General features: G+C 57.1%; 24 protein-coding genes and 2 tRNA genes. 8 read left to right on the forward strand and 18 right to left on the reverse strand.

Annotated elements, in window-relative coordinates; translation table 11 throughout:
- Positions 1-14: 14 nt before the first annotated feature.
- The 16 genes from BSK21_RS04830 to pyrC form a co-directional block, all read right to left on the reverse strand.
- Positions 15-1,211: a LysM peptidoglycan-binding domain-containing M23 family metallopeptidase gene (locus BSK21_RS04830; protein ID WP_067549137.1), complete on the reverse strand. Its 1,197-nt coding sequence runs from the start codon at positions 1,209-1,211 to the stop codon at positions 15-17.
- A 46-nt stretch (positions 1,212-1,257) separates the two neighbouring features.
- Entirely contained in the window at positions 1,258-1,896 is a 639-nt protein-coding gene (locus BSK21_RS04835) for a protein-L-isoaspartate(D-aspartate) O-methyltransferase (RefSeq protein ID WP_197498145.1), read from the reverse strand.
- Positions 1,893-2,678 carry a 5'/3'-nucleotidase SurE gene (gene surE / locus BSK21_RS04840; protein WP_067549135.1) on the reverse strand — a complete coding sequence of 262 codons (786 nt, stop codon included), beginning with the start codon at positions 2,676-2,678 and terminating at the stop codon, positions 1,893-1,895. Before surE ends, BSK21_RS04835 begins: the two co-directional genes overlap by 4 nt.
- Before the next feature lie 66 nt (positions 2,679-2,744).
- Complete coding sequence (locus BSK21_RS04845) at positions 2,745-3,398, reverse strand: SDR family oxidoreductase (protein ID WP_067549132.1); 654 nt, start codon at positions 3,396-3,398, stop codon at positions 2,745-2,747.
- 64 nt (positions 3,399-3,462) lie between these two features.
- The gene (locus BSK21_RS04850; RefSeq protein ID WP_156529560.1) at positions 3,463-3,717 is read right to left on the reverse strand and encodes a hypothetical protein; all 255 of its coding nucleotides are present in this window, start codon (positions 3,715-3,717) and stop codon (positions 3,463-3,465) included.
- 208 nt (positions 3,718-3,925) lie between these two features.
- The gene (purF, locus tag BSK21_RS04855) at positions 3,926-5,377 is read right to left on the reverse strand and encodes an amidophosphoribosyltransferase (protein WP_067549126.1); all 1,452 of its coding nucleotides are present in this window, start codon (positions 5,375-5,377) and stop codon (positions 3,926-3,928) included.
- Between the two features lie 112 nt (positions 5,378-5,489).
- Positions 5,490-6,041 (reverse strand): CvpA family protein, encoded by a 552-nt coding sequence (locus BSK21_RS04860; RefSeq protein ID WP_067549123.1) that lies wholly within the window; start codon positions 6,039-6,041, stop codon positions 5,490-5,492.
- An 8-nt stretch (positions 6,042-6,049) separates the two neighbouring features.
- A complete protein-coding gene (gene radA, locus BSK21_RS04865; RefSeq protein ID WP_067549120.1) occupies positions 6,050-7,426 on the reverse strand; it encodes a DNA repair protein RadA in 1,377 nt (458 codons plus the stop codon).
- Between the two features lie 43 nt (positions 7,427-7,469).
- On the reverse strand, positions 7,470-7,919 hold the full coding sequence (locus BSK21_RS04870; protein WP_067549117.1) for a paraquat-inducible protein A: 450 nt from the start codon (positions 7,917-7,919) through the stop codon (positions 7,470-7,472).
- A 39-nt stretch (positions 7,920-7,958) separates the two neighbouring features.
- Positions 7,959-8,660: a DNA repair protein gene (locus BSK21_RS04875; RefSeq protein ID WP_232230450.1), complete on the reverse strand. Its 702-nt coding sequence runs from the start codon at positions 8,658-8,660 to the stop codon at positions 7,959-7,961.
- A 308-nt stretch (positions 8,661-8,968) separates the two neighbouring features.
- A complete protein-coding gene (locus BSK21_RS04880; protein ID WP_067549112.1) occupies positions 8,969-9,715 on the reverse strand; it encodes an ABC transporter ATP-binding protein in 747 nt (248 codons plus the stop codon).
- Entirely contained in the window at positions 9,712-10,488 is a 777-nt protein-coding gene (locus BSK21_RS04885; RefSeq protein ID WP_067549110.1) for an ABC transporter permease, read from the reverse strand. Before BSK21_RS04885 ends, BSK21_RS04880 begins: the two co-directional genes overlap by 4 nt.
- The gene (gene alr / locus BSK21_RS04890) at positions 10,485-11,522 is read right to left on the reverse strand and encodes an alanine racemase (protein ID WP_067549109.1); all 1,038 of its coding nucleotides are present in this window, start codon (positions 11,520-11,522) and stop codon (positions 10,485-10,487) included. Before alr ends, BSK21_RS04885 begins: the two co-directional genes overlap by 4 nt.
- Before the next feature lie 43 nt (positions 11,523-11,565).
- Positions 11,566-13,056 (reverse strand): replicative DNA helicase, encoded by a 1,491-nt coding sequence (locus tag BSK21_RS04895; protein ID WP_067549105.1) that lies wholly within the window; start codon positions 13,054-13,056, stop codon positions 11,566-11,568.
- A 193-nt stretch (positions 13,057-13,249) separates the two neighbouring features.
- Complete coding sequence (locus BSK21_RS04900; protein WP_067549102.1) at positions 13,250-13,924, reverse strand: orotate phosphoribosyltransferase; 675 nt, start codon at positions 13,922-13,924, stop codon at positions 13,250-13,252.
- A 45-nt stretch (positions 13,925-13,969) separates the two neighbouring features.
- On the reverse strand, positions 13,970-15,022 hold the full coding sequence (gene pyrC, locus BSK21_RS04905) for a dihydroorotase (RefSeq protein ID WP_067549099.1): 1,053 nt from the start codon (positions 15,020-15,022) through the stop codon (positions 13,970-13,972).
- 136 nt (positions 15,023-15,158) lie between these two features.
- Between pyrC and BSK21_RS04910 the strand changes: the two genes are divergently transcribed.
- The 4 genes from BSK21_RS04910 to BSK21_RS04925 are packed head-to-tail and all read left to right on the forward strand — an operon-like array spanning position 15,159 to position 19,296.
- Complete coding sequence (locus tag BSK21_RS04910; protein WP_067549096.1) at positions 15,159-16,064, forward strand: MoxR family ATPase; 906 nt, start codon at positions 15,159-15,161, stop codon at positions 16,062-16,064.
- A 9-nt stretch (positions 16,065-16,073) separates the two neighbouring features.
- On the forward strand, positions 16,074-17,333 hold the full coding sequence (locus tag BSK21_RS04915; RefSeq protein WP_067549093.1) for a VWA domain-containing protein: 1,260 nt from the start codon (positions 16,074-16,076) through the stop codon (positions 17,331-17,333).
- Positions 17,334-17,335: 2 nt separating this feature from the next.
- Positions 17,336-18,307: an XdhC family protein gene (locus BSK21_RS04920; protein WP_067549090.1), complete on the forward strand. Its 972-nt coding sequence runs from the start codon at positions 17,336-17,338 to the stop codon at positions 18,305-18,307.
- Positions 18,304-19,296 (forward strand): molybdopterin-binding protein, encoded by a 993-nt coding sequence (locus tag BSK21_RS04925; RefSeq protein ID WP_074038971.1) that lies wholly within the window; start codon positions 18,304-18,306, stop codon positions 19,294-19,296. Before BSK21_RS04920 ends, BSK21_RS04925 begins: the two co-directional genes overlap by 4 nt.
- Before the next feature lie 51 nt (positions 19,297-19,347).
- Here the strand turns inward: BSK21_RS04925 and infC are convergent, their stop codons facing one another.
- Positions 19,348-19,863 (reverse strand): translation initiation factor IF-3, encoded by a 516-nt coding sequence (gene infC / locus BSK21_RS04930; protein WP_067549087.1) that lies wholly within the window; start codon positions 19,861-19,863, stop codon positions 19,348-19,350.
- 226 nt (positions 19,864-20,089) lie between these two features.
- Between infC and BSK21_RS04935 the strand changes: the two genes are divergently transcribed.
- The 4 genes from BSK21_RS04935 (at position 20,090) to BSK21_RS04950 (ending at position 21,486) form a co-directional block, all read left to right on the forward strand.
- A complete protein-coding gene (locus tag BSK21_RS04935; RefSeq protein WP_067549084.1) occupies positions 20,090-20,800 on the forward strand; it encodes a hypothetical protein in 711 nt (236 codons plus the stop codon).
- Between the two features lie 188 nt (positions 20,801-20,988).
- Positions 20,989-21,065, forward strand: a tRNA-Asp gene (locus tag BSK21_RS04940).
- Positions 21,066-21,096: 31 nt separating this feature from the next.
- Positions 21,097-21,173, forward strand: a tRNA-Asp gene (locus BSK21_RS04945).
- A 94-nt stretch (positions 21,174-21,267) separates the two neighbouring features.
- Positions 21,268-21,486, forward strand: coding sequence for an RND transporter (locus tag BSK21_RS04950; protein ID WP_067549081.1), 219 nt, complete (start codon positions 21,268-21,270; stop codon positions 21,484-21,486).
- Positions 21,487-21,524: 38 nt separating this feature from the next.
- On the opposite strand, the gene BSK21_RS04955 is transcribed toward BSK21_RS04950, so the two are convergent.
- Complete coding sequence (locus BSK21_RS04955; protein ID WP_067549078.1) at positions 21,525-22,265, reverse strand: DsbA family protein; 741 nt, start codon at positions 22,263-22,265, stop codon at positions 21,525-21,527.
- Positions 22,266-22,341 lie beyond the last annotated feature (76 nt).

A 22,341-nucleotide genomic window follows, 5' to 3' on the forward strand; every position in this document is an offset into this window, starting at 1 on the left:
GTGCTATGACCTGATTAGGGCAGGTAGTCTTCGGGGTTGGCCGATTTCATACCCGACAGGCGCACTTCAAAATGGACGACCGCAGGGTTCGTGGCTTTCACCACGCCGATTTTTTGTCCCTGACGGACGTTTGCGCCCTCAGCGACAGTCAAACCGTCGAGGTTGGTGTAAACGGTCAACAGATCGGTCGCGTGACGGATCACAACAATCGCAATACCGTTGGTATCGCGGGTGATGGCTGCCACGGTCCCAGCGGCGGCGGCAACCACTTCGTCGCCCGCGCTCGCCGCGATGTCGATGCCTTCGTTGCTTCCAGCGGAGTAAGCGCGCACGATGTTACCGCGTACTGGGTAAATCAGCGGAGCATTCGGGTTTGCCGCTGGCGTTGGCGTGCCGAGGTCAGGCGCAGCCACTGGGGCCACGGTTGCGGCTGCTGCAGGCGTTGTTGTCTCGGTCGGAAGTGGTGTTGCAGCCGACGGTGGAACTGGCGTTTGTGTGCCTTCACCCGGGGCGCTTTCTGGCTCTGTGATGAGCGTCACGCCGCTTTGCGGGATCAAGAGCGACTGGCCTTCGCGGACGGAAAGGTCAGACCCTAGACCGTTCCATTCGGCCAAGGTCCGCACAGGCAAATTATAGAGACGCGCGATAGAGTATGCGGTCTCGTTCGGGCGCACGGTGTGGCGCAGTGGTTCAACGCCATCCATGATGGTCGCGGTTTGAGGTGCCGCCGCTGCGGGGGCGGTCGTGGTGGCTTGCGGACCAGCGCGGTCAATTGCGGCGGCGGCAAGCGTTGTCACATCAACCTCGGTCGGCTGGATAGGACCAGAGATGACAGCGCCCGTAGCAGCCGAGGGTTCAGCCACGCGGTTCGGCAAGAGCAGTACAGCGCCTTGGTTCAGTGCAGTATCAACGCTGAGTGCGTTGGCACGGGCCAGCTCTGCTGCGTTGATGTCCAGACGTTGGGCCACGGTTGTGACGGTGTCGCCGCGGATCGCTACGACCACTTGATAGTTCGGGTAGGAAATCACACCGCGATTATCGGGCTCTGGACGGGGCGGCAGGTTGCGCGCCGCATTCGTGGTATCGAGCGTGTTGCCGCCCAAGTCCCGCATGTCCAAATCGAAATTCTCAAAGGTGTCTGCGCAGCCTGCCAATAGCGTCAGTGCGGCACCTGTGAACAGCGCAGTGCGCAGGGAATTTGCCTTGATCATCACTCGATCCTCGTCTCTCTCGCCCTGTTGATCAGAGCTGTTTAGGTCAGTCGCCCAAGCCCTCGACCAGAGGGACAAAGCGGACAGGGCGTAATTCGTCGTAGTCAAATCCGTCCTCAGTGCGGGTGACACGGATCAGGCTCTGAACCGCATCGGATTGCCCCACTGGCAATACCATAATACCGCCAACGCGCAATTGCGCCAAGAGCGGACCGGGCGGGTCTTCGGCGGCTGCGGTCACGAGAATGCGATCAAACGGGGCCTGATCTGGCAAACCAAAGCTGCCATCGCCCACAAAAGGGATCACATTCGTCAGGTCGAGCCGTTCAAAAATCGCCTTCGCGTCGGTCACAAGGCGACGATAACGGTCGATGGTATAGACGCGGCGGGCGAGGTGGCTGAGGATCGCGGCTTGATACCCAGAGCCTGTACCGACCTCCAAAACCTTATCGCGGTTGGTGACATTGAGGGCTTGGGTCATGATGCCAACGACCGACGGCTGGCTGATAGTTTGACCTGACGCGATGGGCAGCGGCATGTCCTCGTAGGCACGATCCGCAAAGATGCCTTTGACGAACATTGCGCGGTCGACCCGTTCCATCGCCGTGAGCACACGTGCGTCCGTCACGCCCTTTGATCGTAGGGCATAAAGGAATTGCATCTTGGCTTCGGCGTCAAAGGTCACTCGAGCGCATCCCGCAGTTGGGCGAGGGTCGCGTGATCGGTGAGGTCCGCGCGCATCGGCGTCACGCTGATGTAACCATCAAGGTTGAGGGCCACGTCCGTGTCGGGCAGGGTGCGAACCCGCTGATCGCCACCTTTGACCCAAAGGAACTTGCGGCCCGAAGGCGATTGATGCGGCTCAACGGTAAAGGCGGTACCACGGCGGAAGCCCTGTGCGCCAACCTTCATCCCTTGAACATCGGCAGCGGCGACGGGAGGGAAGTTGACGTTGTAGAAGAGGCGATAATCCTCATCACCCCAGAGGCCGTTTTTCAGCAAACGCCTCACAACGTCAGCACCGTGCTGGGCTGCGGCTTCGAACGGTTGGTCGAGGTCGGCATTGGCAGGGCCAAAGAACTGCGACATCGCGATGGCAGGGACACCCTGTAGCGAGGCTTCAATCGTGGCGCCGATGGTGCCCGAATACATGACGTTTTCGCCTGCGTTGTTGCCACGGTTCACACCAGAGAGCACGAGATCGGGCTTTTTGTCTGACATTACATCATAAAGACCAGCCAGAACGCAGTCCGCAGGCGATCCTTCAGCAGCGAAACGTCGTTCACCCAATTGCGCAATCATCGTGGGATGGGTGTAGCTGATGCAATGTCCCACGCCCGACTGTTCAAAGGCAGGCGCGACGGTCCAAACTTCACCATCGGGGCCAGCAACCTCTTGTGCGATTGCGTGCAGCACCTTTAGGCCCGGTGCGTTGATCCCGTCATCGTTGGTAATAAGAATGCGCATGCTCACCTCTTTTGCTGACCTTCCTAAGCAGTTGAAGGCAAAGCGGCAAGCATTGTCAGACCTGTTTTACGATAGGATTTCTGGCAGGAGACGTGCCGCCTCTTCGCGGATGTCGGTCAGTGGCGCGCGGTCTTCACCAGGGAAGAAGCGTGCACGCACGGCTGTCGGCATCGGGCGCGGGGTTAAAATCTTAACCATCGGGCCGATTTTAGCGGTTTCAGTCTGCCAGCTGCGCGCCATTGCGATCTGTGCGGCCTTGGACGCGCCATAGGCGCCAAAGAACGCCTCGCCCGCGCGTGGATCATCAAAGAACACTGCGCGGCCAGTGTTGCCCAAGAGTGGGGCCACATAGCTGATCAAGCGCTGGGTTGCTTTGACGTTGGTCAGAAATGCCTTGTCGTAGTCTTTTTCCGGCATGTCCGGAGCAGGCGACAGGGGCGGGGAAAAGATCGCGGAGTGGATCCAGAGGTCCAGTTTGCCCCAGCGGTCATAGACCGAGCGGCACAGCTGCTGCATCGCGGCTTCAACGGTGATGTCCATCGGCGCAAGTGACGCTTCACCACCCTTGGCCTGAATGCGATCATCCAGTTCCTCAAGCGCGCCGGTGGTTTTGCCCACGGCGATAATGTGGTGCGTTTCGGCAAGCTGTTCGGCCAAGGCAGAGCCAAGTCCGCGGGAAGCGCCGGTGATCAGAGCGGTGGGGCGTGTATCTTGCGTCATAGGCTCCATTTCGCACCTTGTTGCGTTTGGTGCAAGTGGGCTGTGATGCGGCGCTTTGGTCGGGTTAGTTCACCATCTGCAGAACAAGCTGCCCGTCCATTCCGGTGAGGATCACCGACTGTTCATCAATCGCGGTAATGCGGCCCGACAGTGTCGTGTCTCCCACCGAAACAAGGCGGACATATCCGATCCTGTTGCGCAGGATCGCTTGAGTGCCATCTGGTTTCACAATCGTGCCAATGAGTGCCATTTGATCCAAAGGCAGCACATCGACGACCGTTGCCGCTTGCGCGACAACGTTGTTGGTCATGCTCGTCATTTTCGGTCCATTACCCGTGAGTGGTCGGACTGAGGTGGCATGTGGAAAACAGTAAAAAAACCCCACCTTGCACGTAAGGATAGGAGGCATAGGCGGGGAACTGCCAGTTCCTTGATTTCGATATATGCAAAAGAAATAAGGGCCGCCACATTGGGCGACCCTGATCTTGCACGACCGAGCAAGGTGATTTCCGAACGGTTAAGTCACCTTAGGACTTCAGTTCGAATCCCTTGGCGATCATATCGGTTGGTTTGATCGGATATTCACCCGAGAAACACGCGTCACAGAATTGCGGACAGGCGGTGTTGCGGCCCTCTGCGTGACCCGCTGCGCGGTAAAGACCGTCGAGCGAGATAAAGCGCAGGCTGTCGACACCGAGGTGTTCGCGCATTTCGTCTTCGGTCATTGTTGCAGCAATCAGTTTTTCTCGCTGCGGGGTGTCCACACCATAGAAGCACGGCCACGCGGTGGGTGGGGAGGCGATGCGGAAGTGTACCTCTGCCGCGCCCGCATCGAGAAGCATATCCTTGATCTTGCGGGTCGTAGTGCCACGCACAACCGAGTCGTCCACAAGGATGATCCGTTTGCCAGCGATCAGCGCTCGGTTCACGTTCAGTTTGAGACGAACACCCATGTTTCGGATCGCATCGGTCGGCTCAATAAAGGTGCGGCCCATGTATTGGTTGCGAATGATGCCCATGCCGTAGGGAATGCCGCTCTCGTGGCTGAAACCAATCGCTGCTGGCGTGCCCGAATCTGGCACGGGACAAACGAGGTCTGCCTCTACAGGTGCTTCGCGAGCGAGCTCTACACCGATCTGGCGGCGAGTTTCATAAACCGAACGACCAGACAGGATCGAGTCAGGACGTGAGAAGTAGACCTGTTCAAAGATACAGAAGCGTGGTTCCTGACGGCGGAAAGGGAAATGGCTCTGCACGCCGTCTTTGGCCGAAATGACTACCATTTCACCCGGTTCGATTTCACGGACGAATTCGGCGCCAATGATGTCGAGTGCACAGGTTTCCGATGACAGCGCCCAGCCATCACCGATTTTGCCCAATACCAGCGGACGCACGCCCAGCGGGTCACGAACGCCCATCAGTTTCGTACGGGTCATTGCAACGACGGAAAACGCACCTTCGGCTTTGCGAAGAGCTTCTTCCATACGATCAGGAATATTGCGACCCATAGAGCGCGCCATCAGGTGGATGATGCATTCAGAGTCCGACGAAGATTGGAAGATCGCGCCACGATCAATCAGGTCACGGCGCAGCGCGGCTGCGTTGGTCAGGTTGCCGTTGTGCGCAATCGCAGCACCGCCCATCGAGAATTCGCCAAAGAACGGCTGAACGTCACGGATCGCGGTTTGACCTTTGTTGCCTGCAGTCGAATAGCGGACGTGACCGATACCGATGTTGCCAGGAAGGGTCTGAAGCAGCTCTGCACTGGTAAAATTATCGCGGACATAGCCCATGCGACGCGCAGAGTTGAAACCGTGCTCTGCATCGTGCACCACGATCCCGCCAGCCTCTTGGCCGCGGTGTTGCAGGGCATGGAGGCCAAGGGCGACAAAGTTGGCCGCATCGGCAACGCCGACAACGCCGAAAATCCCGCACTCCTCCTTTAGCTTGTCATCGTCAAAGGGGTGGGCGAGGGGCATCGTTCTGGACACGAGTGTTTGCTCCGAATCCGATATGGGAAGGGTTCGCCCCCTGATAAGCGTTCAGGGGGCCAGTGTCACGAAACTATCATACACTTTATGCGACGATAATTTATTCGCAGGTTCCGAGAAGGTCGTTGTAGTGGCTGGTCAGCCAACCCAATGCAGCTTCGGGGTCTTGCTCTTCGATCTGACCCGTCAAGTTGTTAAAGATTTTGGCCGAGCGACTGTCATCCACGATCGCCATGCCCTGCGAGGCGAGGATCGTGTTGTACAGAAAGAACGCGACAGCGATCAGGATGATCCCGCGCACCACGCCAAAGAGGAACCCGCCTGCCTGATCAAACGCATCCAGAGCGGTGTTCCGCACCAGCGACGACAAGAGAGGCGTGAAGATCGAAAAAATCGCCAGAGCGACGGCAAAAACTGCGGCAAATCCGACGATAAGTTGCAATTCGCAGCTGCTATCAATCAGACTGCCGATCACGGGAAGGTTTCCGACGAACACGCCGGCAGGCGCCGCAAAGCTGAACGCGACAACCGCCGCGGCAATCCAGCCGAGGATCGACAGCGCTTCGCGGACGATGCCACGGCTATAGGCCAAGAGGGCCGAAACTACGATGACGATGGCAACAACGCCGTCGATAATGGTGAAACCGTCCATTTTGTCCCCTATACCGTCCCGTCTCGCGGGCCGAAAATGTCGTTCACGAAGCCAGAGAGGTCCTGCATCTGTTTCAGGTCCATCTCTGGTGCCGCTGCTCTTTTGGATAGGTGCGGCAGAATTGCCGACGTGAAACCAAGTTTTTGCGCTTCTTTCAACCGATTTTCGGCCTGAACCACCTGTCTGATGCTACCAGAGAGGCTAATCTCGCCAAAGATGACACAGTCAGACGGCAGCGCGGCATCTTCTCGTGCTGAAATGAGAGCGGCCGCGACCGCGAGGTCTGCCGCAGGTTCGGTGATCCGCATCCCGCCTGCGACATTCAGATAGACATCGAGCCCCGCAAAAGCGATCCCGCACCGCGATTCCAGAACTGCGAGGATCATGCCCAAACGTCCCCCATCCCAGCCGACGACCGACCGACGGGGCTGTGGCGTTGGAGAGGGGGCGACAAGCGCTTGAATTTCGCAGAGCATGGGGCGCGATCCCTCAACGCCCGCGAACACCACCGAACCAGGGGTGGGTTTGCCACGTTCGGACAGGAACAAGGCGCTGGGGTTCTTCACCTCTACCAGCCCTTTTCCCGTCATTTCGAACACGCCAATCTCCGACGCTGGGCCAAAACGGTTTTTGACAGCCCGCAAAATACGGAACTGATGGCCGCGCTCGCCTTCGAAATAGAGGACTGTATCGACCATATGTTCGACAACACGCGGCCCCGCGAGAGCACCTTCTTTGGTGACGTGACCCACGAGGATCGTCGCGATTCCGCTCTTTTTGGAGAAGGTTACGATCTCATGCGCCGAGGCCCGCACCTGACTGACCGACCCCGGCGCGCTGTCAACGGTATCGGCCCACATGGTTTGGATCGAGTCGATGATCACCAAATCAGGCTGTTCGGCCTCAAGAGTGGTGAGGATATCGCGCAAGTTGGTTTCTGACGCGAGTTTGACGGGGCTTTTCTCGAGCCCCAACCGCCGCGCACGCATCTGGACCTGAGCCGCCGATTCCTCGCCCGAGATGTAGACGACCTTTAGACCATTGCGGGCAAAACGCGCGGCAGCCTGAAGAAGCAGAGTGGATTTCCCGATCCCTGGGTCGCCGCCAACCAAAATCGCCGAGGCCTTAACCAAGCCACCGCCAAGTACGCGGTCCAACTCTGCCACGCCCGCTTCTGTGCGGGGCGGTTCGGCCTCTTGAGCGGCAAGATCGGTGAGGGCGATTGTTTGTCCTCGCCGACCAGAGAGGCTCTTGCTCCCGTGGCTGGTGGCGAGTGGTTTTTGTTCGCTGATCGTGTTCCACGCACCACAGGCGTCACAACGGCCAGACCATTTTGTGGAACTCGCGCCGCAGTCGGAACAGATGAAATTGGGTTCTTTTGCCATGCTCGCCTTGTCCCTTATTCGACCCGCCACAGCAACGAAAAAGTCAGTCTTTGTGCGGGACGAGCGCGATCAAAACCGATGCAATCACACAGCCCGAGAACAGATAGAGCCCCCATGCAGTTTCCAATCGCCCGACGCCCACGCCCTTGACGATAACCACGTAGAGCGCCAGCAGGAAAACATCGGCCATGGCCAGTTTGCCCAGCCATATCAGGACAGGTTTGACGCGTGTGTCGAGCAAGCCAAAGTGGAGTAGTGCGAGTCCGATGGTTTTTAGATAGGGCGCAAAAATCGCTAGGACGGTCACTAGTAGCGCCAGATAAACATCCGTTTCCCAGAGACTCTGTAGACCAGAAACGACCGAGATTTCATGCGTTCCGAAGAGTGGCAAAAAGCCCGCACGCATGAGCGGGGCAAACCACGCCAGCGGGAAGAGAACCAACAGGCACAGGTTGGCGAATTTGGCGAGAGAACTGGTGCGAGAAACTGTCATATCCGATGAAGTGGCCAGAGCGCCCCAATTTGGCAAGCGTTATTCTGCTGCCGGCTTGGCCGTCATTGGGACCACATTGGTTTCAGGTTCTTCAATTTCTTCCTGCTCGAACCCATAACCGAGGGTCGGCAGCACGGCTTGAAGTTTATCGTCGAGACGCGCCAACTGGTTGGCGATCACGCTCTCTTCGGTATCGAGTTGCTGCGCCCATTTTTCGATTTCCTGACAGGTGTGCAGGGCTTCAATGATCTGGCGTTGTTGCCGCTCAACCTCTTCTTGGCGCTGGCGCAGGAAGGTACGTGCATGGGCGACTTTTTCGTCGGAATAGATGTCGGCCAGACCTCTGGACCTCTCGCTCATTTGTGCGGCGACAGTCAAAATATCGCTTTCCAGATCGGATAGATCAGGATGGTCGCGCATGAACTGGATGCGTTCGCGCACGGCATCAAATTCTGACGACATGGTAAATACGCCCTCACGGTCAGCGGCATGGCAGCGGTAATAAGCGCGGGCAACGTCGTCCATATTGATGCGAAAATTCCGATGCGATTTTTCCAGTGACATGATGCGGCCATTGGCGGGGGCAAAGAACATCATCGAAAAAAGGAACGCCGTAATGGCCAACTGGATATACATGCCCGCGTCTTCGATCTGAATATCGCCGAATGCCACTGATGCAGTGAGCCAAGGCGCGAGGTCGAAGGCACACATCACCGTGTAGCCGACCACGAAAGCGGACATCAGAACCAAAACCAAAAATGAAAACGCATGAAATGTGCGGACATATAAGCCCGATTCAGCCGTAAAATTCATAACTCGGCTTCCCCAAAAACCTCGTTGCACTATACCTTAAAGGATAGGTTAATTAATCCATGTGGGCGAAGGATTTTGTCGTGAAATGGGCAAAATCGATTGGATTACTGGATAATCACGTTTTGGGTGTGTGATTGTTTCTATTTGCCGCACAGTTTGCAGCGCAGCCGCGAAACACTACTCACTTCGGCGAGCAGCTGTTTCCAATCCGACCGCGACGCGTCTTTCCGATTCGATCAGCGCAGGGTTTCGATGGGACCTGAAGCACGACCGTGGATGAATTGATCGACATAGGGGTCGTTGCTGTGATCCAGATCGGCAATTGGACCTTCCCAGCGGATTTTACCCCGATGTAGCATCGCCACCCGATCCGAAATTGCCCGAACGCTGGTCATGTCATGGGTGATAGTGATCGCGGTCGCGCCCATCTCAACCACAATTTCGCGGATCAAGTCATTGATCACGCCCGACATAATCGGATCGAGTCCGGTGGTTGGTTCGTCGAAAAAGATAATCTCGGGTGAGGCGGCAATCGCCCGCGCAAGGCTGACCCGTTTTTGCATGCCGCCCGACAGTTCTGCGGGTAGACGATCCGCTACATCGGGACCCAGTCCCACGCGGCGTAGTTTTTCGATGGCGATCTCGCGGGCTTCTGCTTTGGGGCGTTTCAACGCGCCGCGCATCAGACGAAAGGCTACGTTTTGCCAGACGGGGAGGCTGTCGAATAGCGCGCCGCCCTGAAACAACATCCCGAACCGAGCGAGGAACGCATCACGTGGTTGGCGGGTGACATCGACGCCGTCAACTTCGATCACGCCACTGTCGGGTGTCACAAGGCCAAGAACGGATTTGATCAAGACGGACTTCCCCGTGCCCGACCCACCGATGACGACCATCGATTTACCCTTAGGCACGTGCAGATCAACGCCACGCAGGACGTCGTTGGTGCCAAAGGATTTATGAACGTCAGTGAGCCGGATCATGCGGAAAAGAAGGCCTGTGTGAGAAGGAAGTTCGCAGCGAGGATCAAGATCGCCGCCGCAACAACAGAGGTTTTGGTGGCGCTGCCCACGCCTTGGGCGCCGCGACCAGAATTCATGCCGTAGTAGCACCCCATCAGTGCGGCGATGAAACCGAACACGCCGCCTTTGATCAGAGATGAGAAAATATCCATGAATTCAAGGAAGTCAGCGGTATTTTTGATATATGTCGAGGCGTTAAAGCCCAGCGTTTCGGTGGCAACAAGATAGCCACCCAGAATACCGATGGTATCGCCGATCCCTACCAGAACAGGCATAACGAGCGTAGCGGCCAGAACGCGCGGTAGGGTCAGATACTTCATCGGATTCGTTGAGAGCGTAATCAGCGCGTCGATCTGTTCGGTCACACGCATCGTTGCGATTTCGGCCGCAACAGAGGATGTGACCCGTGCCGCGATCATAAGACCTACCAGAACTGGCCCCAATTCGCGGACCATCCCGATCGCGACGATCTGGGGCACGACGGCTTCGGCACTGAAACGTGCGCCACCTGCGTAAATCTGGAGCGCAAGGGCGCCACCCGTGAACAGGGCAGTTAGCCCAACAACAGGCAGAGAATAGAACCCGATTTGGATCAGGGCCGTGCCCAATTCACGCGGGTAAAACGGGGGCCGCACAAGGTGGCTGATCGTTGCCCCAGCGAACAAAGTCAGCCGACCGACAAAGGCCAAAGCCCCAAGAACAGCACGACCGAGGGCAGCAATCGGATTGGTCACGATAGATAGGTCCGTTTGTAACGGCCCCCCAGCGAGGTCAGGATTTCATACCCGATGGTACCCGCAATATCGGCAAGGTCATCGACAGTTTGTTGCGGGCAAAGGAGGCTGAGCGCGTCTGGTGCCTCATCAAGGTCAGTGACATCGACGGTGATCAAGTCCATCGATACGCGCCCGACGATGGGGCACGGGATCGAACCCGCCCAGAGCTTTGTATTCTTATTCGACAGCGACCTCAGGATACCATCGGCATAACCACCTGAAACGGTTGCGATTTTGCTGTCACGTGCGGCTTGCCAAGAATTGCCGTAACCTACAACCTCGCCTTCTGTCAGGTCGCGGATTTGGATCACAGGTAGGTCAAGTTTGACGACGGGGGACGCATCGGTGAAGGGCAGGCCACCATACATCCCGATCCCGGGGCGCGTGACGTCGAAATGATAATCCTTGCCCAGTAGGATACCGCCCGTAGCAGAGAGCGAGCGTGGCACATTCACGCCGTCCGTCATCTTACGGAAGGTTTCCAGCTGGTAGGCATTCATTGGGTGATCTGGTTCATCGGCACAGGCCAGATGGCTCATGATCAGGGCAGGGGATTGGGCCATCACGATGGACGCGACCGCCGACCATTCCGACCACTCCATCCCCAGACGGTTCATGCCCGTGTCGAGCTGGACGCCAAAGGCCTTACCTGGGAGCGATTCAAACTGGCGCGTCAATTGGTCGAGCGAGTTGATCATTGGGATCAGATCAAGCTGGAGGATGGCATCGGTATCGCCCGCCATATGCCCACCGAACACGTGGATCAGCGCATCGGGGCCAACGGCCTGACGGACCTTTGCACCTTCTTCGACGGATGCAACAAAGAACCGATTTGCGCCTGCAGTTTTGAGCGCGGCGGCAACGCGGTCGGACGAAAGTCCGTAACCGTCTGCTTTGACGACCGCACCTGTTTCGGCGTCAGACATCGCTGCCAAGGCACGCCAGTTCGAAACCAGCGCATTCAGATCAATATGTAGAGAACCAGTAGCCATGGGCGTCTTGTGCTGCGCCGTTGCCCGCAGGGCAAGGGAAAAATCAGTAACCGTCCTCTGCGCCTTGCTGCCAAGGTTTGACGAGGTTGCCAAAGCGGGTGAAGCGACCTTCGAACGACAGGTCAACAGTGCCAATCGGACCGTGACGCTGTTTGCCTATGATGACCTCGGCTTTGCCGTGCAAACGGTTCATCCGATCCTGCCATTCGGCAAAGTTCGGGCTATCCTCGGAGGGTTTTTCGCGTTCCACGTAATATTCTTCACGGAACACGAACATAACAACGTCGGCGTCCTGCTCGATCGACCCCGATTCACGAAGGTCGGACAGCTGTGGGCGTTTATCGTCGCGGCTTTCAACGGTACGGCTGAGCTGAGACAAGGCGACCACGGGGATTTGCAGTTCTTTCGCAATCGCTTTGAGGCCCATCGAAATCTCACCGATTTCTTGAACGCGGTTGTCACCGCGACCTGTGCCGCGCAAAAGCTGAAGGTAGTCGACGATCAGAACGTCGAGGCCATGTTGGCGTTTCAGGCGACGCGCCCGCGCAGCCACCTGTGAAATCGGCAGAGCAGGGGTGTCGTCGATGAACAACGGGCAGCTTTCCAGCGCCTTTGCCGCCTCAACAAACCGACGGAATTCCTGTTCGGTCATGTCGCCGCGACGGATTTGTTCCGATGGAACCTCGGAGGCCTCAGACAGAATACGCGCAGCGAGCTGTTCCGCACTCATCTCGAGGCTAAAAAAGCCAACAACGCCACCTTCAATCGCACCCTCGGACCCGTCTGGCTTGCGGCCTTTTTTATAGGCCTTTGCGATGTTGAAGGCTACGTTCGTCGCGAGCGAGGTTTTACCCATCGACGGACGACCCGCGAGGATCAAAAGGTCGGACGGGTGCAGACCGCCTAGTTTCTTGTCCAGATCAATCAGGCCCGTCGAGATACCCGACAGGCCACCATCACGCTGGTATGCTGCGTTCGCAGTGTTCAAGGCTTCTGTTACAGCCTTCACGAAAGAGGTAAAGCCGCCTTCCGAGTTGCCCTTTTCCGCCAAGGAATAGAGCGCCTGTTCCGCCATCACGATTTGTTCGTTGGCCTCTGTGCCGACTTCAACCTTCGTCGCGCGGTCCGCAATGTCTTTGCCGACCTTGATCAATTCACGGCGCACGGCGAGGTCATGGATCAGCTGCGCATAGTCTCGTGCCGCAAAGGCCGAGATTGCGGAGCCCGCGAGTTTGACGAGGTATGCAGGGCCGCCAAGTTCCTGCAGGCCCGCGTCGTCCTTGAGGTAGGTTTTCAGCGTAACAGGCGAGGCGAGCGCGTTCATCGAAATCCGCGCTTTGGCGGTTTCGAAAATGCGGCGGTGGACAGGATCGTAGAAGTGATCCTCGGTGATCACAGCTGCGATTTTGTCAAAGATTTCGTTGTTTGTCAGGATCGCGCCGAGAAGCTGTTGTTCAGCCTCAATCGAATGCGGGGTTGGGTCTTCCGCTGCCGCTTCGACCCCTGTTGCGTTGAATGCTGTAAGTTCGTTCATTGTTATTGCACCCAAACTGCCCTGAAACCTGATCCAAGTGTGATAGCCAATTCAGCCGTGAAGGGCAAAATGTATAACCCTGTGGATGGCCTGTGGGTATCCTTGGTGCCTACTTTATCTGGTTGGGGCGCAAAATGCGACACCCATATCTGGATAGAAAAAGGGCGGCAGTTTCCTGCCGCCCCTTAAATAATTAGGCGCGTGCCGCAGCCCAGCCCGCTGGATCACGCAGATACGACTCGACCTCGGAGAGGGTGTTCGCATCAAACGCGCCGCGCTCTTTCGCTACTTCGAGGACGTCCCACCATGTGCAAAGGTGGATCAGTTGAACCCCATGATCGCCGAGCGTTTTCTCAACACCTTCAAAGATGCCGTAGTAGAAAATCACGGCTGTCGCAGAACAGGTCGCGCCAGTGTCACGGATCGCATCAACGAACGAAAGTTTAGAGCCGCCGTCAGTGGTCAGATCCTCAACCAAGAGAACGCGCTGGCCTTCGGTCATTGCACCTTCGATGCGGGCATTGCGACCGTAGCCTTTGGGTTTTTTACGGACATAGGTCATTGGCAGCGCCAGACGTTCAGCCACCAGTGCCGCAAAGGGGATACCTGCGGTTTCACCGCCAGCAATGTTGTCGAAGGCTTCAAAGCCCGCTTCGCGCATGATCGAAACCGAGAGGAAATCCATCAGGGTCGAACGGATGCGCGGGAAAGAGATCAGCTTGCGGCAGTCGATATAGGTCGGTGCCTTTTTGCCAGAAGCGTGGGTGAACGGTTCTTCTGCGTTGAAATGGATTGCGCCGATTTCAAGCAGCATGCCAGCGGTCAGTTTCGCCATTTCGGCTTTGGTCGGATAGGAAGAGGGGATCATCGCACGTCCTTATTGGTTTCGTAGGTTTTACCGGAGGTCCGGTTTTTAGGCCTCAACACGCCAGTGTAGCGGGAAGCCGGCATCAAATACGGTGACCGGACCAGCGCCTGTCTCAATGCGGTCCGGATAGCTGACCGGTTCCCCTTTGACGAGGGTAATGGTCTCTTCGTTCACGGGAAGCCCGTAGAACTTCGGTCCGTTCTTGGACGCGAAGGCCTCAAGGTTTTTCAGCTTACCAGCGGCCTCAAACACTTCAGCTAGGCAGGACATGGTGTTCGGTGCGGTAAAGCAACCAGCGCAGCCACAGGCTTGTAGTTTTGCGGGGTCGGTGTGCGGTGCCGAATCCGTCCCGAGGAAGAACCGTTCGTCGCCCGAGGTCGCCGCTTCAACCAGCGCAATGCGGTGTTGTTCGCGCTTTGCCACGGGCAGGCAATAGTAATGCGGTTTGATCCCGCCCGCGAGTATGTGGTTGCGGTTGATGATCAGGTGGTGCGTGGTGATCGTCGCGCCGAGGTTTTTATGGTGGTCCCGCACGTAGTCCACCGCGTCCTGGGTTGTAACGTGTTCCATCACAACGCGCAGATCGGGCACTTTCTTACGGATCGGGTGCAGTACGCGATCAATGAACACCGCTTCGCGGTCGAAAATGTCGATGTCGCTGTCTGTGACTTCGCCATGAACGCAGAGCGGCATACCGATCTCTGCCATCTTTTCGAGCACGGGACGGACCTTATCAAAGTCACGTACACCCGAGGCGGAGTTGGTCGTCGCGCCCGCAGGGTAGAGTTTGACCGAGGTCGCGATGCCAGCCGCATGTGCTGCTGCAACATCCTCTGGATCGGTTTCTTCGGTGAGGTAAAGAACCATCAAAGGCTGGAACGACATGCCTTCGGGCAAGGCAGCCATGATCCGCTCGCGGTAGGCTGCGGCCTGCGCACCTGTCACAACAGGGGGCACAAGGTTAGGCATCACAATAGCGCGGCCGAAATGTGCAGCAGTATGCGGAAGAACGCCCTCAAGCATCGCACCATCACGCAGGTGAAGGTGCCAGTCATCGGGGCGGCGGATGGTCAGGCGGGTGAGGGCTGTATCGGTCATGGGCCGTCTTTACACCTTTGTCCCGCACCGCGCCATAGGGGGATAAGGGCTTTTCGGGTCGAAAAATGCCTCTGCGACCAAGGCATGACTTGACGCCTCCTGTCAGCGGTGCAGCATACCCCAAACGGAGGAAACTATGCAGATCGACAGTATCGACGACGTCCAGACGATTCTGGCCGGTCAGGACTACGTATGCGGCCGCGCTCTAGCGACGGTGGTGTTCTTATCCCTGAAACTTGGCCGTCCGCTCTTTCTCGAAGGGGAGGCAGGCACGGGTAAAACCGAAATTGCCAAGGCGATTGCTGCGTCTCTTGGTCGGAAATTGATCCGTCTTCAATGCTACGAAGGTCTGGATGCGGCCTCTGCGGTGTATGAATGGAACTTTGCCGAACAGATGATCGCGATCCGCACAGCAGAGGCGACAGGTGGGGCTGATCGGTCGGAACTGAAATCCGAACTCTTTACAGAGGACTATTTGATCGAACGTCCGCTCTTGCAAGCGATGCGTCCCCAAGAAGGCGGTGCGCCTGTTCTCTTGATCGACGAAATCGACCGCACGGATGAACCGTTCGAGGCGTTCCTTTTAGAGGCGCTGTCGGATTTTCAGGTGACGGTGCCAGAGCTCGGCACGATCAAAGCGCCAGAGCCGCCGATTGTGATCCTAACCTCGAACCGCACGCGAGAGGTGCACGACGCATTGAAACGCCGCTGCCTCTATCACTGGGTCGATTATCCGACCTTTGATCGAGAGTTGGAAATCCTCAACGCGCGCGCACCAGAGGCCCAAGATACCCTGAGCCGTGAGGTCGTTGCCTTTGTTCAAAAGCTCCGCACTGAAGACCTGTTCAAAAAACCTGGTGTGGCGGAAACCATCGACTGGGCGAAATGTTTGCTCGCCTTGGACGTGATCGATTTATCGCCAGAGGTTATTGCTGATACGCTGGGAGCTATCCTGAAATATCAGGACGACATTGCCCGCATTGAAGGGTCCGAGGCGCAGCGTATCCTCAAAGACGCACGCGCCGAACTCGCGCCGGCGTGATGGTCGTTTATGGCTGAATATATCCCGCTCTCAATCCCTGAAGATGGGAAGCTCGCGCACAACATCACGCACTTTGCCCGTGCGCTGCGCAAGGCTGGGCTACCTGTTGGTCCTGGGCGTGTGATTGATGCCATTCGGGCCGTTGAGGCAGCGGGGTTCACGGAAAAGAACGATTTTTATTGGACATTAGAGGCCTGTTTTTGTTCGCGGCCCGAACATCGTGTCGTCTTTGGTCAGGTGTTTCGCCTCTATTGGCGTGATCCGCGCTACCTCGAACATATGATGTCGATGATGTTGCCCTCTGTGCGTGGTGTTCAGGAAGAGCGTAAGGCCAAAGCAGGAGAAAAACGTGCAGCAGAGGCATTGTTGGATGACCAGAACATCCCCATGCCGAAGGAAGAGGACGAAGAGCCGAACGAAGAGGCCTTGATCGACGTTGATGCCTCGAAAACGATCTCGACCGAAGAAAAGCTACGGTCCCTCGATTTTGAGCAGATGAGTACGGAGGAAATGGCTGAGGCGAAAAGGATCCTCGCCCGCATGACCTTGCCTGTGCGCCCAATTAAATCCCGCAGGACTGTGGCAGGCTATGGGGATATCGCCGATTGGCGGGCCACGATGCGGCGGGCGATGCGTCAGGGTGGGGAGATCACGTCGTTTGAGACGCGTAAAAAACGCGAACGGTATCCGAACCTCGTGGTGATCTGCGATATTTCAGGGTCGATGTCGCAATATTCGCGGGCCGTTCTGCATTTTCTGCACGCTGTGTCCAATGCCAAAGGTCAAGGATGGGCAAAGGTGCACGCGTTTACTTTCGGGACGCGCCTCACCAACATCACGCGTCATCTGAAACATCGCGATGTTGATGCGGCATTGGCGGCGGCAGGTGCAGAGGCGCAGGATTGGGAAGGTGGCACGCGGATCGGTGAGTGTATCGACCGTTTCAACCGCGACTGGTCGCGCCGTGTTCTGGGACAAGGCGCTGTTGTTCTACTGATCACCGATGGTCTGGACCGCGATCCCGAAGGCGGCTTGGGTAAGGCAATGGAGCGGCTACATCTCTCATCGCGGCAGCTCATTTGGCTCAATCCCTTGCTCCGTTGGGAGGGGTTCGCCCCCAAAGCCCGTGGAATTATGGAAATGTTGCCCCATGTTACCAGTTTCCGCGCTGGGCATAATATCGCCTCGCTTCAGGGGCTGGCGGATGCCATCGCGCGGGGTGATGATACTGGGGAAAAAGATCGCCTCATGGCGATGATGGGGAGGTAGCGGTGTCCGATAAGACAGACATTCCCGCCTTGGCGCTCGACTGGCATCGGTCTGGCCGCGGCGCTGTATTGGCAACGGTAGTGGAGACATGGGGGTCTGCCCCGCGTCCAATCGGGTCCCAATTGGTCGTCGACCGTGATGGCGCGATGGAAGGCTCCGTCTCGGGTGGTTGCGTCGAGGGAGCGGTGATCACCGAGAGCTTTGATGCAATCGAAGACGGCAAGGCCCGTTTATTGGACTTTGGCGTCAGCGATGACACCGCCTTTGCCGTGGGGCTGGCCTGTGGTGGGCGCATCCGTGTTCTGGTTGAACCAGTTGGGGGCGAAACATTACATGAAGACCTCTTGATCGATCTCGTTGCCCGCCGTGCGCGGCGCGAGGCGGTGGCCTATGTCGCGGATCTGGAAACAGGGGCGCGTCGGTTGGACGGCTTTGCCCAACATGAAGATCGATTCCGTGGCGATAAGTCGGGTGTTGAAGAGGACGGTCAGACCTTTGTCGCCATCCATAACCCGCCGCTTCGAATGATTGTGGTCGGTGCCGTGCATATCGCTCAACCCCTCGTCCAAATGGCTCGCGCTTGTGGTTATGACCCGATTTTGATCGATCCGCGTCCTGTTTTCGGCTCCGAAGATCGTTTTCCGAATGAGATGATTTCGGATGATTGGCCAGATGAGGCGATGGAAAAAATCGGGCTCGACCCGCGCACGGCTGTTGTCACGCTGACCCATGATCCGAAATTGGATGACCCAGCGATCCGTGCGGCGCTGAGGTCTGATGTGTTCTATCTCGGCTGTTTGGGGTCCACACGCACCCATACGAAACGGGTTGAACGGCTAAAGGCGGATGGTTTTACAGACGATCAGATTGTCCGCATCCATGCGCCTGTTGGTTTGAATATCGGTGCGAAATCGCCTGCAGAGATTGCGGTCAGCATCATGGCTCAAATCACCGAAAGGCTGCGTAAAGGATGAAATTCGGGCCAGTTCCTTTATCTGACGCCGTTGGCGCGATCCTAGCCCATTCCATCACTTTGCCCAAAGGCAAGCTGGCAAAAGGACGGTGGTTGACCGAGGATGATATTGCGCAGCTCGCGGCGCTGGGCATGGATGAGGTCATTGTCGCGTGGCTCGAAGCTGACGATATTCACGAAGATGAGGCTGCAACCCGCCTCGCACAGGCTTTGGTTCCCAATCCAGAGGCACAGGGGCTGCGATTATCCAAGGCGACGACAGGACGTGTGAACCTTATTGCGACGGGCGCGGGTATTGCTCAGATCAATGTAGCGGCCGTGAATGCGCTCAACGCCGTTCATCCAATGATCACCCTCGCTACTGTCCCCGCGTGGCACCGTTGCGATCCTGATACGATGGTTGGGACGGTTAAGATCATTTCCTATGGCGTGCCTGAGGAGGCGATCACTGCCGCGGTCGAGGCTGCACAGTCTGCAATACATATCCGTCCGCCACAGTATAAGACGGCGACCCTGATCGAAACCCGCACCAGCGACGAAACCCCATCGGACAAGGGGCGTCGCGCTGCAAACGGTCGGTTGTTTCGCCTCAATATGTCCTTGACGGAACGCGTCGTGGTGCCCCATCGCACGGACGACATTGCGGCCGCGATTGCTGAGGCTTCGGGCGATGTTGTGCTGATCCTGACGGCCTCTGCGACCTCTGACCCGATGGATGTTGCGCCCTCGGCGGTCCGTGTGGCTAGAGGCACGGTGACTCGTTTTGGGATGCCTGTGGATCCCGGAAACCTGCTGTTCCTTGGCGAAGTCGGTGATCGTCCTGTGATCGGCCTCCCTGGGTGTGCGCGATCCCCTGCGCTGAATGGCGCAGACTGGGTTCTGGAGCGGGTGATATGCGGTGTGCCCATCGGCGATGCCGAGATCTCGGCCATGGGGGTAGGGGGATTGCTTAAGGAAATCCCGACGCGCCCGCGTCCTCGCGAAGGCTGAAACGAAAAAAGCCGCCCAAAGAGGCGGCTTTCTCATTCGATTGTCCGAACCTTACTTCGGAAGCGGCCCGATCATCATGACCATCTGGCGGCCTTCCATTTTCGGCATGTTTTCGATTTTGCCGAATTCGGTGATGTCTCCAGCGATCTGTTCCAGCAGTTGGCGGCCCAAATCTTGGTGCGCCATTTCGCGTCCACGGAATCGCAGGGTCACTTTGACCTTGTCGCCATTGCCAAGGAATTTCAGCACGGAACGCATTTTAACGTCATAGTCGTGCTTGTCCGTACCAGGGCGGAACTTGACCTCTTTGATCTCGATGATCTTCTGCTTTTTCCGCGCTTCGGCCTCTTTCTTCTGCTGTTCATATTTGAACTTGCCGAAGTCCATGATCTTACACACGGGCGGCGTCGCGTTAGGCGAGATTTCAACGAGGTCTAAACCAGCCTCTTCCGCCATTTGGAGCGCTTGCGCTGGCGTTACAACGCCGACGTTCTCTCCTTCGGCGCCAATGAGGCGGATTTCGGGGCACCGAATGCGTTCATTGATACGGGGTCCAGTGTCACGCACCGGCGGTGCGTTATGAGGTCTGCGGGCTATGGCCTTAGTCCTTTCGGCGGTTGTAATTTGGCACGCAACCTAGTCTCGCCTGCGATTTTCCGCAACCCGCAAATGCGTTTGCCACAAGGTCGTAGTTATTCTGCTCCACATGTGACTTTAAAGTTGCGTGATGTCGTGCCATTACACGCATGGGGGCCTGAGTTGGGGCCGATCTGTAGTTTGGAAGGACGATATTATGAGAGCGTTTGTTATTATTGTGGTCGCCGCGATTCTCGGCTTTTTCGGTTATGAATTTGCCGCCAACGGTCGCACACCCGTTGAAGCCGTAAAAGGTCTGGTCGGGATTGCTGCCGAAGTTGCTGACGATGCCGCCGGTGCTGCCACGGATGCAGTCGACGCCGCTGCTGAGGCCGCCACCGATGCAGTCGAAACCGCAACAGAAGCAGCAGAGACCGCTGCTGCCGCTGTTGAACAAGCAGCAACCGCTGTCACCGAAGCAGCAGATGCTGCGACGACCGCTGCGACCGAGGCTGTTGATGCGGCCGCGACTGCTGCAACGGATGCGGTCGAAGGCGCGACCGAGGCCGCAACAGCTGCGGCTGATATGACAACCAGCGCAGCTACAGAAGCTGCCGAGACCGCGACCGAGGCTGCAACTGAAGCCGTTGATGCAGCGACTGAGACTGCAGTTCAGGCCGCAACCGATGTAACCACGAGCGCAGGTAGCCTGATGGAAACCGCAACAGGCGCACTTGGCGCGCTGGACCCGTCGGCAATTCTCTCGGTCGAAAACTTTGATCCAGCCAAAGTAACTGCCCTCATCGAAGGGTCGTCGCTGTCTGATGGCATTAAAACCCAACTTGTTACTGCGGTTGAGGCTGCTGGAAATAACCCTGAGATGGTTCAGGGCGTGATTGACCAGATCAAGTCGGCGATGGGTCTATAATTTCAGGCACATTCAGCTTTGGCTGAATTTCGATAACTTCTTGGAAACGGGGCAGTTTTTCTGCCCCGTTTTGTTTTATTTGGTGGTCTGCGCGAAGAGTTTCATTTTTTTGTCATAGGGCGCTTGACGCGCCACGACGCACCGCTTAGAAGCCCCACACGTTCGGTGAGATACCGAAAAGAAGATACGCGGTTGTAGCTCAGTTGGTTAGAGTACCGGCCTGTCACGCCGGGGGTCGCGGGTTCGAGCCCCGTCAACCGCGCCACTTCTTTTCAAGACCTCACAGACGCAAGTGCGCGGTTGTAGCTCAGTTGGTTAGAGTACCGGCCTGTCACGCCGGGGGTCGCGGGTTCGAGCCCCGTCAACCGCGCCACTTTCCTCCCTTTTCAATTTTGAAAACGCAAAATGCCCTTGGCAATTTGACGTGCTTTCATATATCACGTTTTCAAAATATATTGGAGGACGCGATGGCGTTTCTGGATACCCTGCCTTGGAACCTTGTGATTTTGGCCTGCTTGACGCTGGGCCTCGCACCGTTTTTTCCTGAACCGCATATTTGGGAAAAGCTAAAGATGTTGGCTGCGGGCGAGTTGGCGAAGCCGATTGATATCTTTGACTTGGTTATGCACGGCGCACCGTTTGTGGTGCTCTTTGCAAAGGGGCTGCGCACGGTGATGGCGGGCTAACGAAAAAGGGGGCCAAGGCCCCCTTTTGTTGTGTCGTATCAGTTGGCGCGTAGTTCTTCGACGATCGACGCCATCTGTTCGAGCGGCACATACCCTCTTACGAGTTGGTCATCAAAGACGAACGTCGGTGTGCCGCTGATCTGCAAACGCTGCGCGAGTTCCATGTTTGCCTGCAGCACGCGCGAAACCTCTGGCGATGCCATCCGCTCAAAGATTGGCGCCGCGTCAAAGCCAACGGTTGATGCAAGCTGAGACAGGCTGTCTTGGGTAATGTCACCACGCATGTTCATCAGGGTGTCGTGGACAAATTTGTAGGCGTCATCGCCATGAAGCTGCTGCACGGCAATTGCGAATTGTGATGCGAGGGTCGACTGATCGCCGAGGATTGGAAGTTCTTTGACGATAAAGCGAATATTGCCGTCAGTTTCCAAGAGGCTCTCGACCTCAGGGAAGGCGCGTTTACAGTATCCACAACGATAGTCCATGAATTCTACGATGGTGATGTCACCGTCGGGATTGCCACCGACCCATGAAAACCCGTCGTTCTGGATCGCGTCCATGTTGGTCTGGGCCATTTGCTGGTCGGCCATCGTTTCGGCCTGAGCTTGACGCTGTTCGAGAACGCCGATGGCTTCCATCAGCACTTCGGGATTGTCGAGCAGATAGGCGCGGACTTCGGCCCGAAATGCGCTGCGTTCGGCGTCGCTCATGGCCTCCAGATCGGTGGCGGCGGCTTGGGTGGCTAGACCCAAGGTCAGGGCGAGGGCGAGGCGTTTCATAGAGTTCTCCGATTTATAGTCCGGCAGAGTTGTGCATATCTGGGCGGTGGTGCCAAGGGTCCGATTGACGCGCCGC

This window comes from Marivivens sp. JLT3646, assembly GCF_001908835.1.
Classification (GTDB): Bacteria; Pseudomonadota; Alphaproteobacteria; order Rhodobacterales; family Rhodobacteraceae; genus Marivivens; species Marivivens geojensis.

Excerpts from the sequence above, each read along its gene's own strand:
- BSK21_RS04830 (WP_067549137.1), bottom strand. The coding sequence starts at position 1,211 with ATGATCAAGGCAAATTCCCTGCGCACTGCGCTGTTCACAGGTGCCGCA.
- surE (WP_067549135.1), bottom strand. The coding sequence starts at position 2,678 with ATGCGCATTCTTATTACCAACGATGACGGGATCAACGCACCGGGCCTA.
- BSK21_RS04845 (WP_067549132.1), bottom strand. The coding sequence starts at position 3,398 with ATGACGCAAGATACACGCCCCACCGCTCTGATCACCGGCGCTTCCCGC.
- BSK21_RS04850 (WP_156529560.1), bottom strand. The coding sequence starts at position 3,717 with ATGACGAGCATGACCAACAACGTTGTCGCGCAAGCGGCAACGGTCGTC.
- purF (WP_067549126.1), bottom strand. The coding sequence starts at position 5,377 with ATGCCCCTCGCCCACCCCTTTGACGATGACAAGCTAAAGGAGGAGTGC.
- BSK21_RS04860 (WP_067549123.1), bottom strand. The coding sequence starts at position 6,041 with ATGGACGGTTTCACCATTATCGACGGCGTTGTTGCCATCGTCATCGTA.
- radA (WP_067549120.1), bottom strand. The coding sequence starts at position 7,426 with ATGGCAAAAGAACCCAATTTCATCTGTTCCGACTGCGGCGCGAGTTCC.
- BSK21_RS04870 (WP_067549117.1), bottom strand. The coding sequence starts at position 7,919 with ATGACAGTTTCTCGCACCAGTTCTCTCGCCAAATTCGCCAACCTGTGC.
- BSK21_RS04875 (WP_232230450.1), bottom strand. The coding sequence starts at position 8,660 with ATGTCCGCTTTCGTGGTCGGCTACACGGTGATGTGTGCCTTCGACCTC.
- BSK21_RS04880 (WP_067549112.1), bottom strand. The coding sequence starts at position 9,715 with ATGATCCGGCTCACTGACGTTCATAAATCCTTTGGCACCAACGACGTC.
- alr (WP_067549109.1), bottom strand. The coding sequence starts at position 11,522 with ATGGCTACTGGTTCTCTACATATTGATCTGAATGCGCTGGTTTCGAAC.
- BSK21_RS04895 (WP_067549105.1), bottom strand. The coding sequence starts at position 13,056 with ATGAACGAACTTACAGCATTCAACGCAACAGGGGTCGAAGCGGCAGCG.
- BSK21_RS04900 (WP_067549102.1), bottom strand. The coding sequence starts at position 13,924 with ATGATCCCCTCTTCCTATCCGACCAAAGCCGAAATGGCGAAACTGACC.
- pyrC (WP_067549099.1), bottom strand. The coding sequence starts at position 15,022 with ATGACCGATACAGCCCTCACCCGCCTGACCATCCGCCGCCCCGATGAC.
- BSK21_RS04910 (WP_067549096.1), top strand. The coding sequence starts at position 15,159 with ATGCAGATCGACAGTATCGACGACGTCCAGACGATTCTGGCCGGTCAG.
- BSK21_RS04915 (WP_067549093.1), top strand. The coding sequence starts at position 16,074 with ATGGCTGAATATATCCCGCTCTCAATCCCTGAAGATGGGAAGCTCGCG.
- BSK21_RS04925 (WP_074038971.1), top strand. The coding sequence starts at position 18,304 with ATGAAATTCGGGCCAGTTCCTTTATCTGACGCCGTTGGCGCGATCCTA.
- BSK21_RS04935 (WP_067549084.1), top strand. The coding sequence starts at position 20,090 with ATGAGAGCGTTTGTTATTATTGTGGTCGCCGCGATTCTCGGCTTTTTC.
- BSK21_RS04950 (WP_067549081.1), top strand. The coding sequence starts at position 21,268 with ATGGCGTTTCTGGATACCCTGCCTTGGAACCTTGTGATTTTGGCCTGC.
- BSK21_RS04955 (WP_067549078.1), bottom strand. The coding sequence starts at position 22,265 with ATGAAACGCCTCGCCCTCGCCCTGACCTTGGGTCTAGCCACCCAAGCC.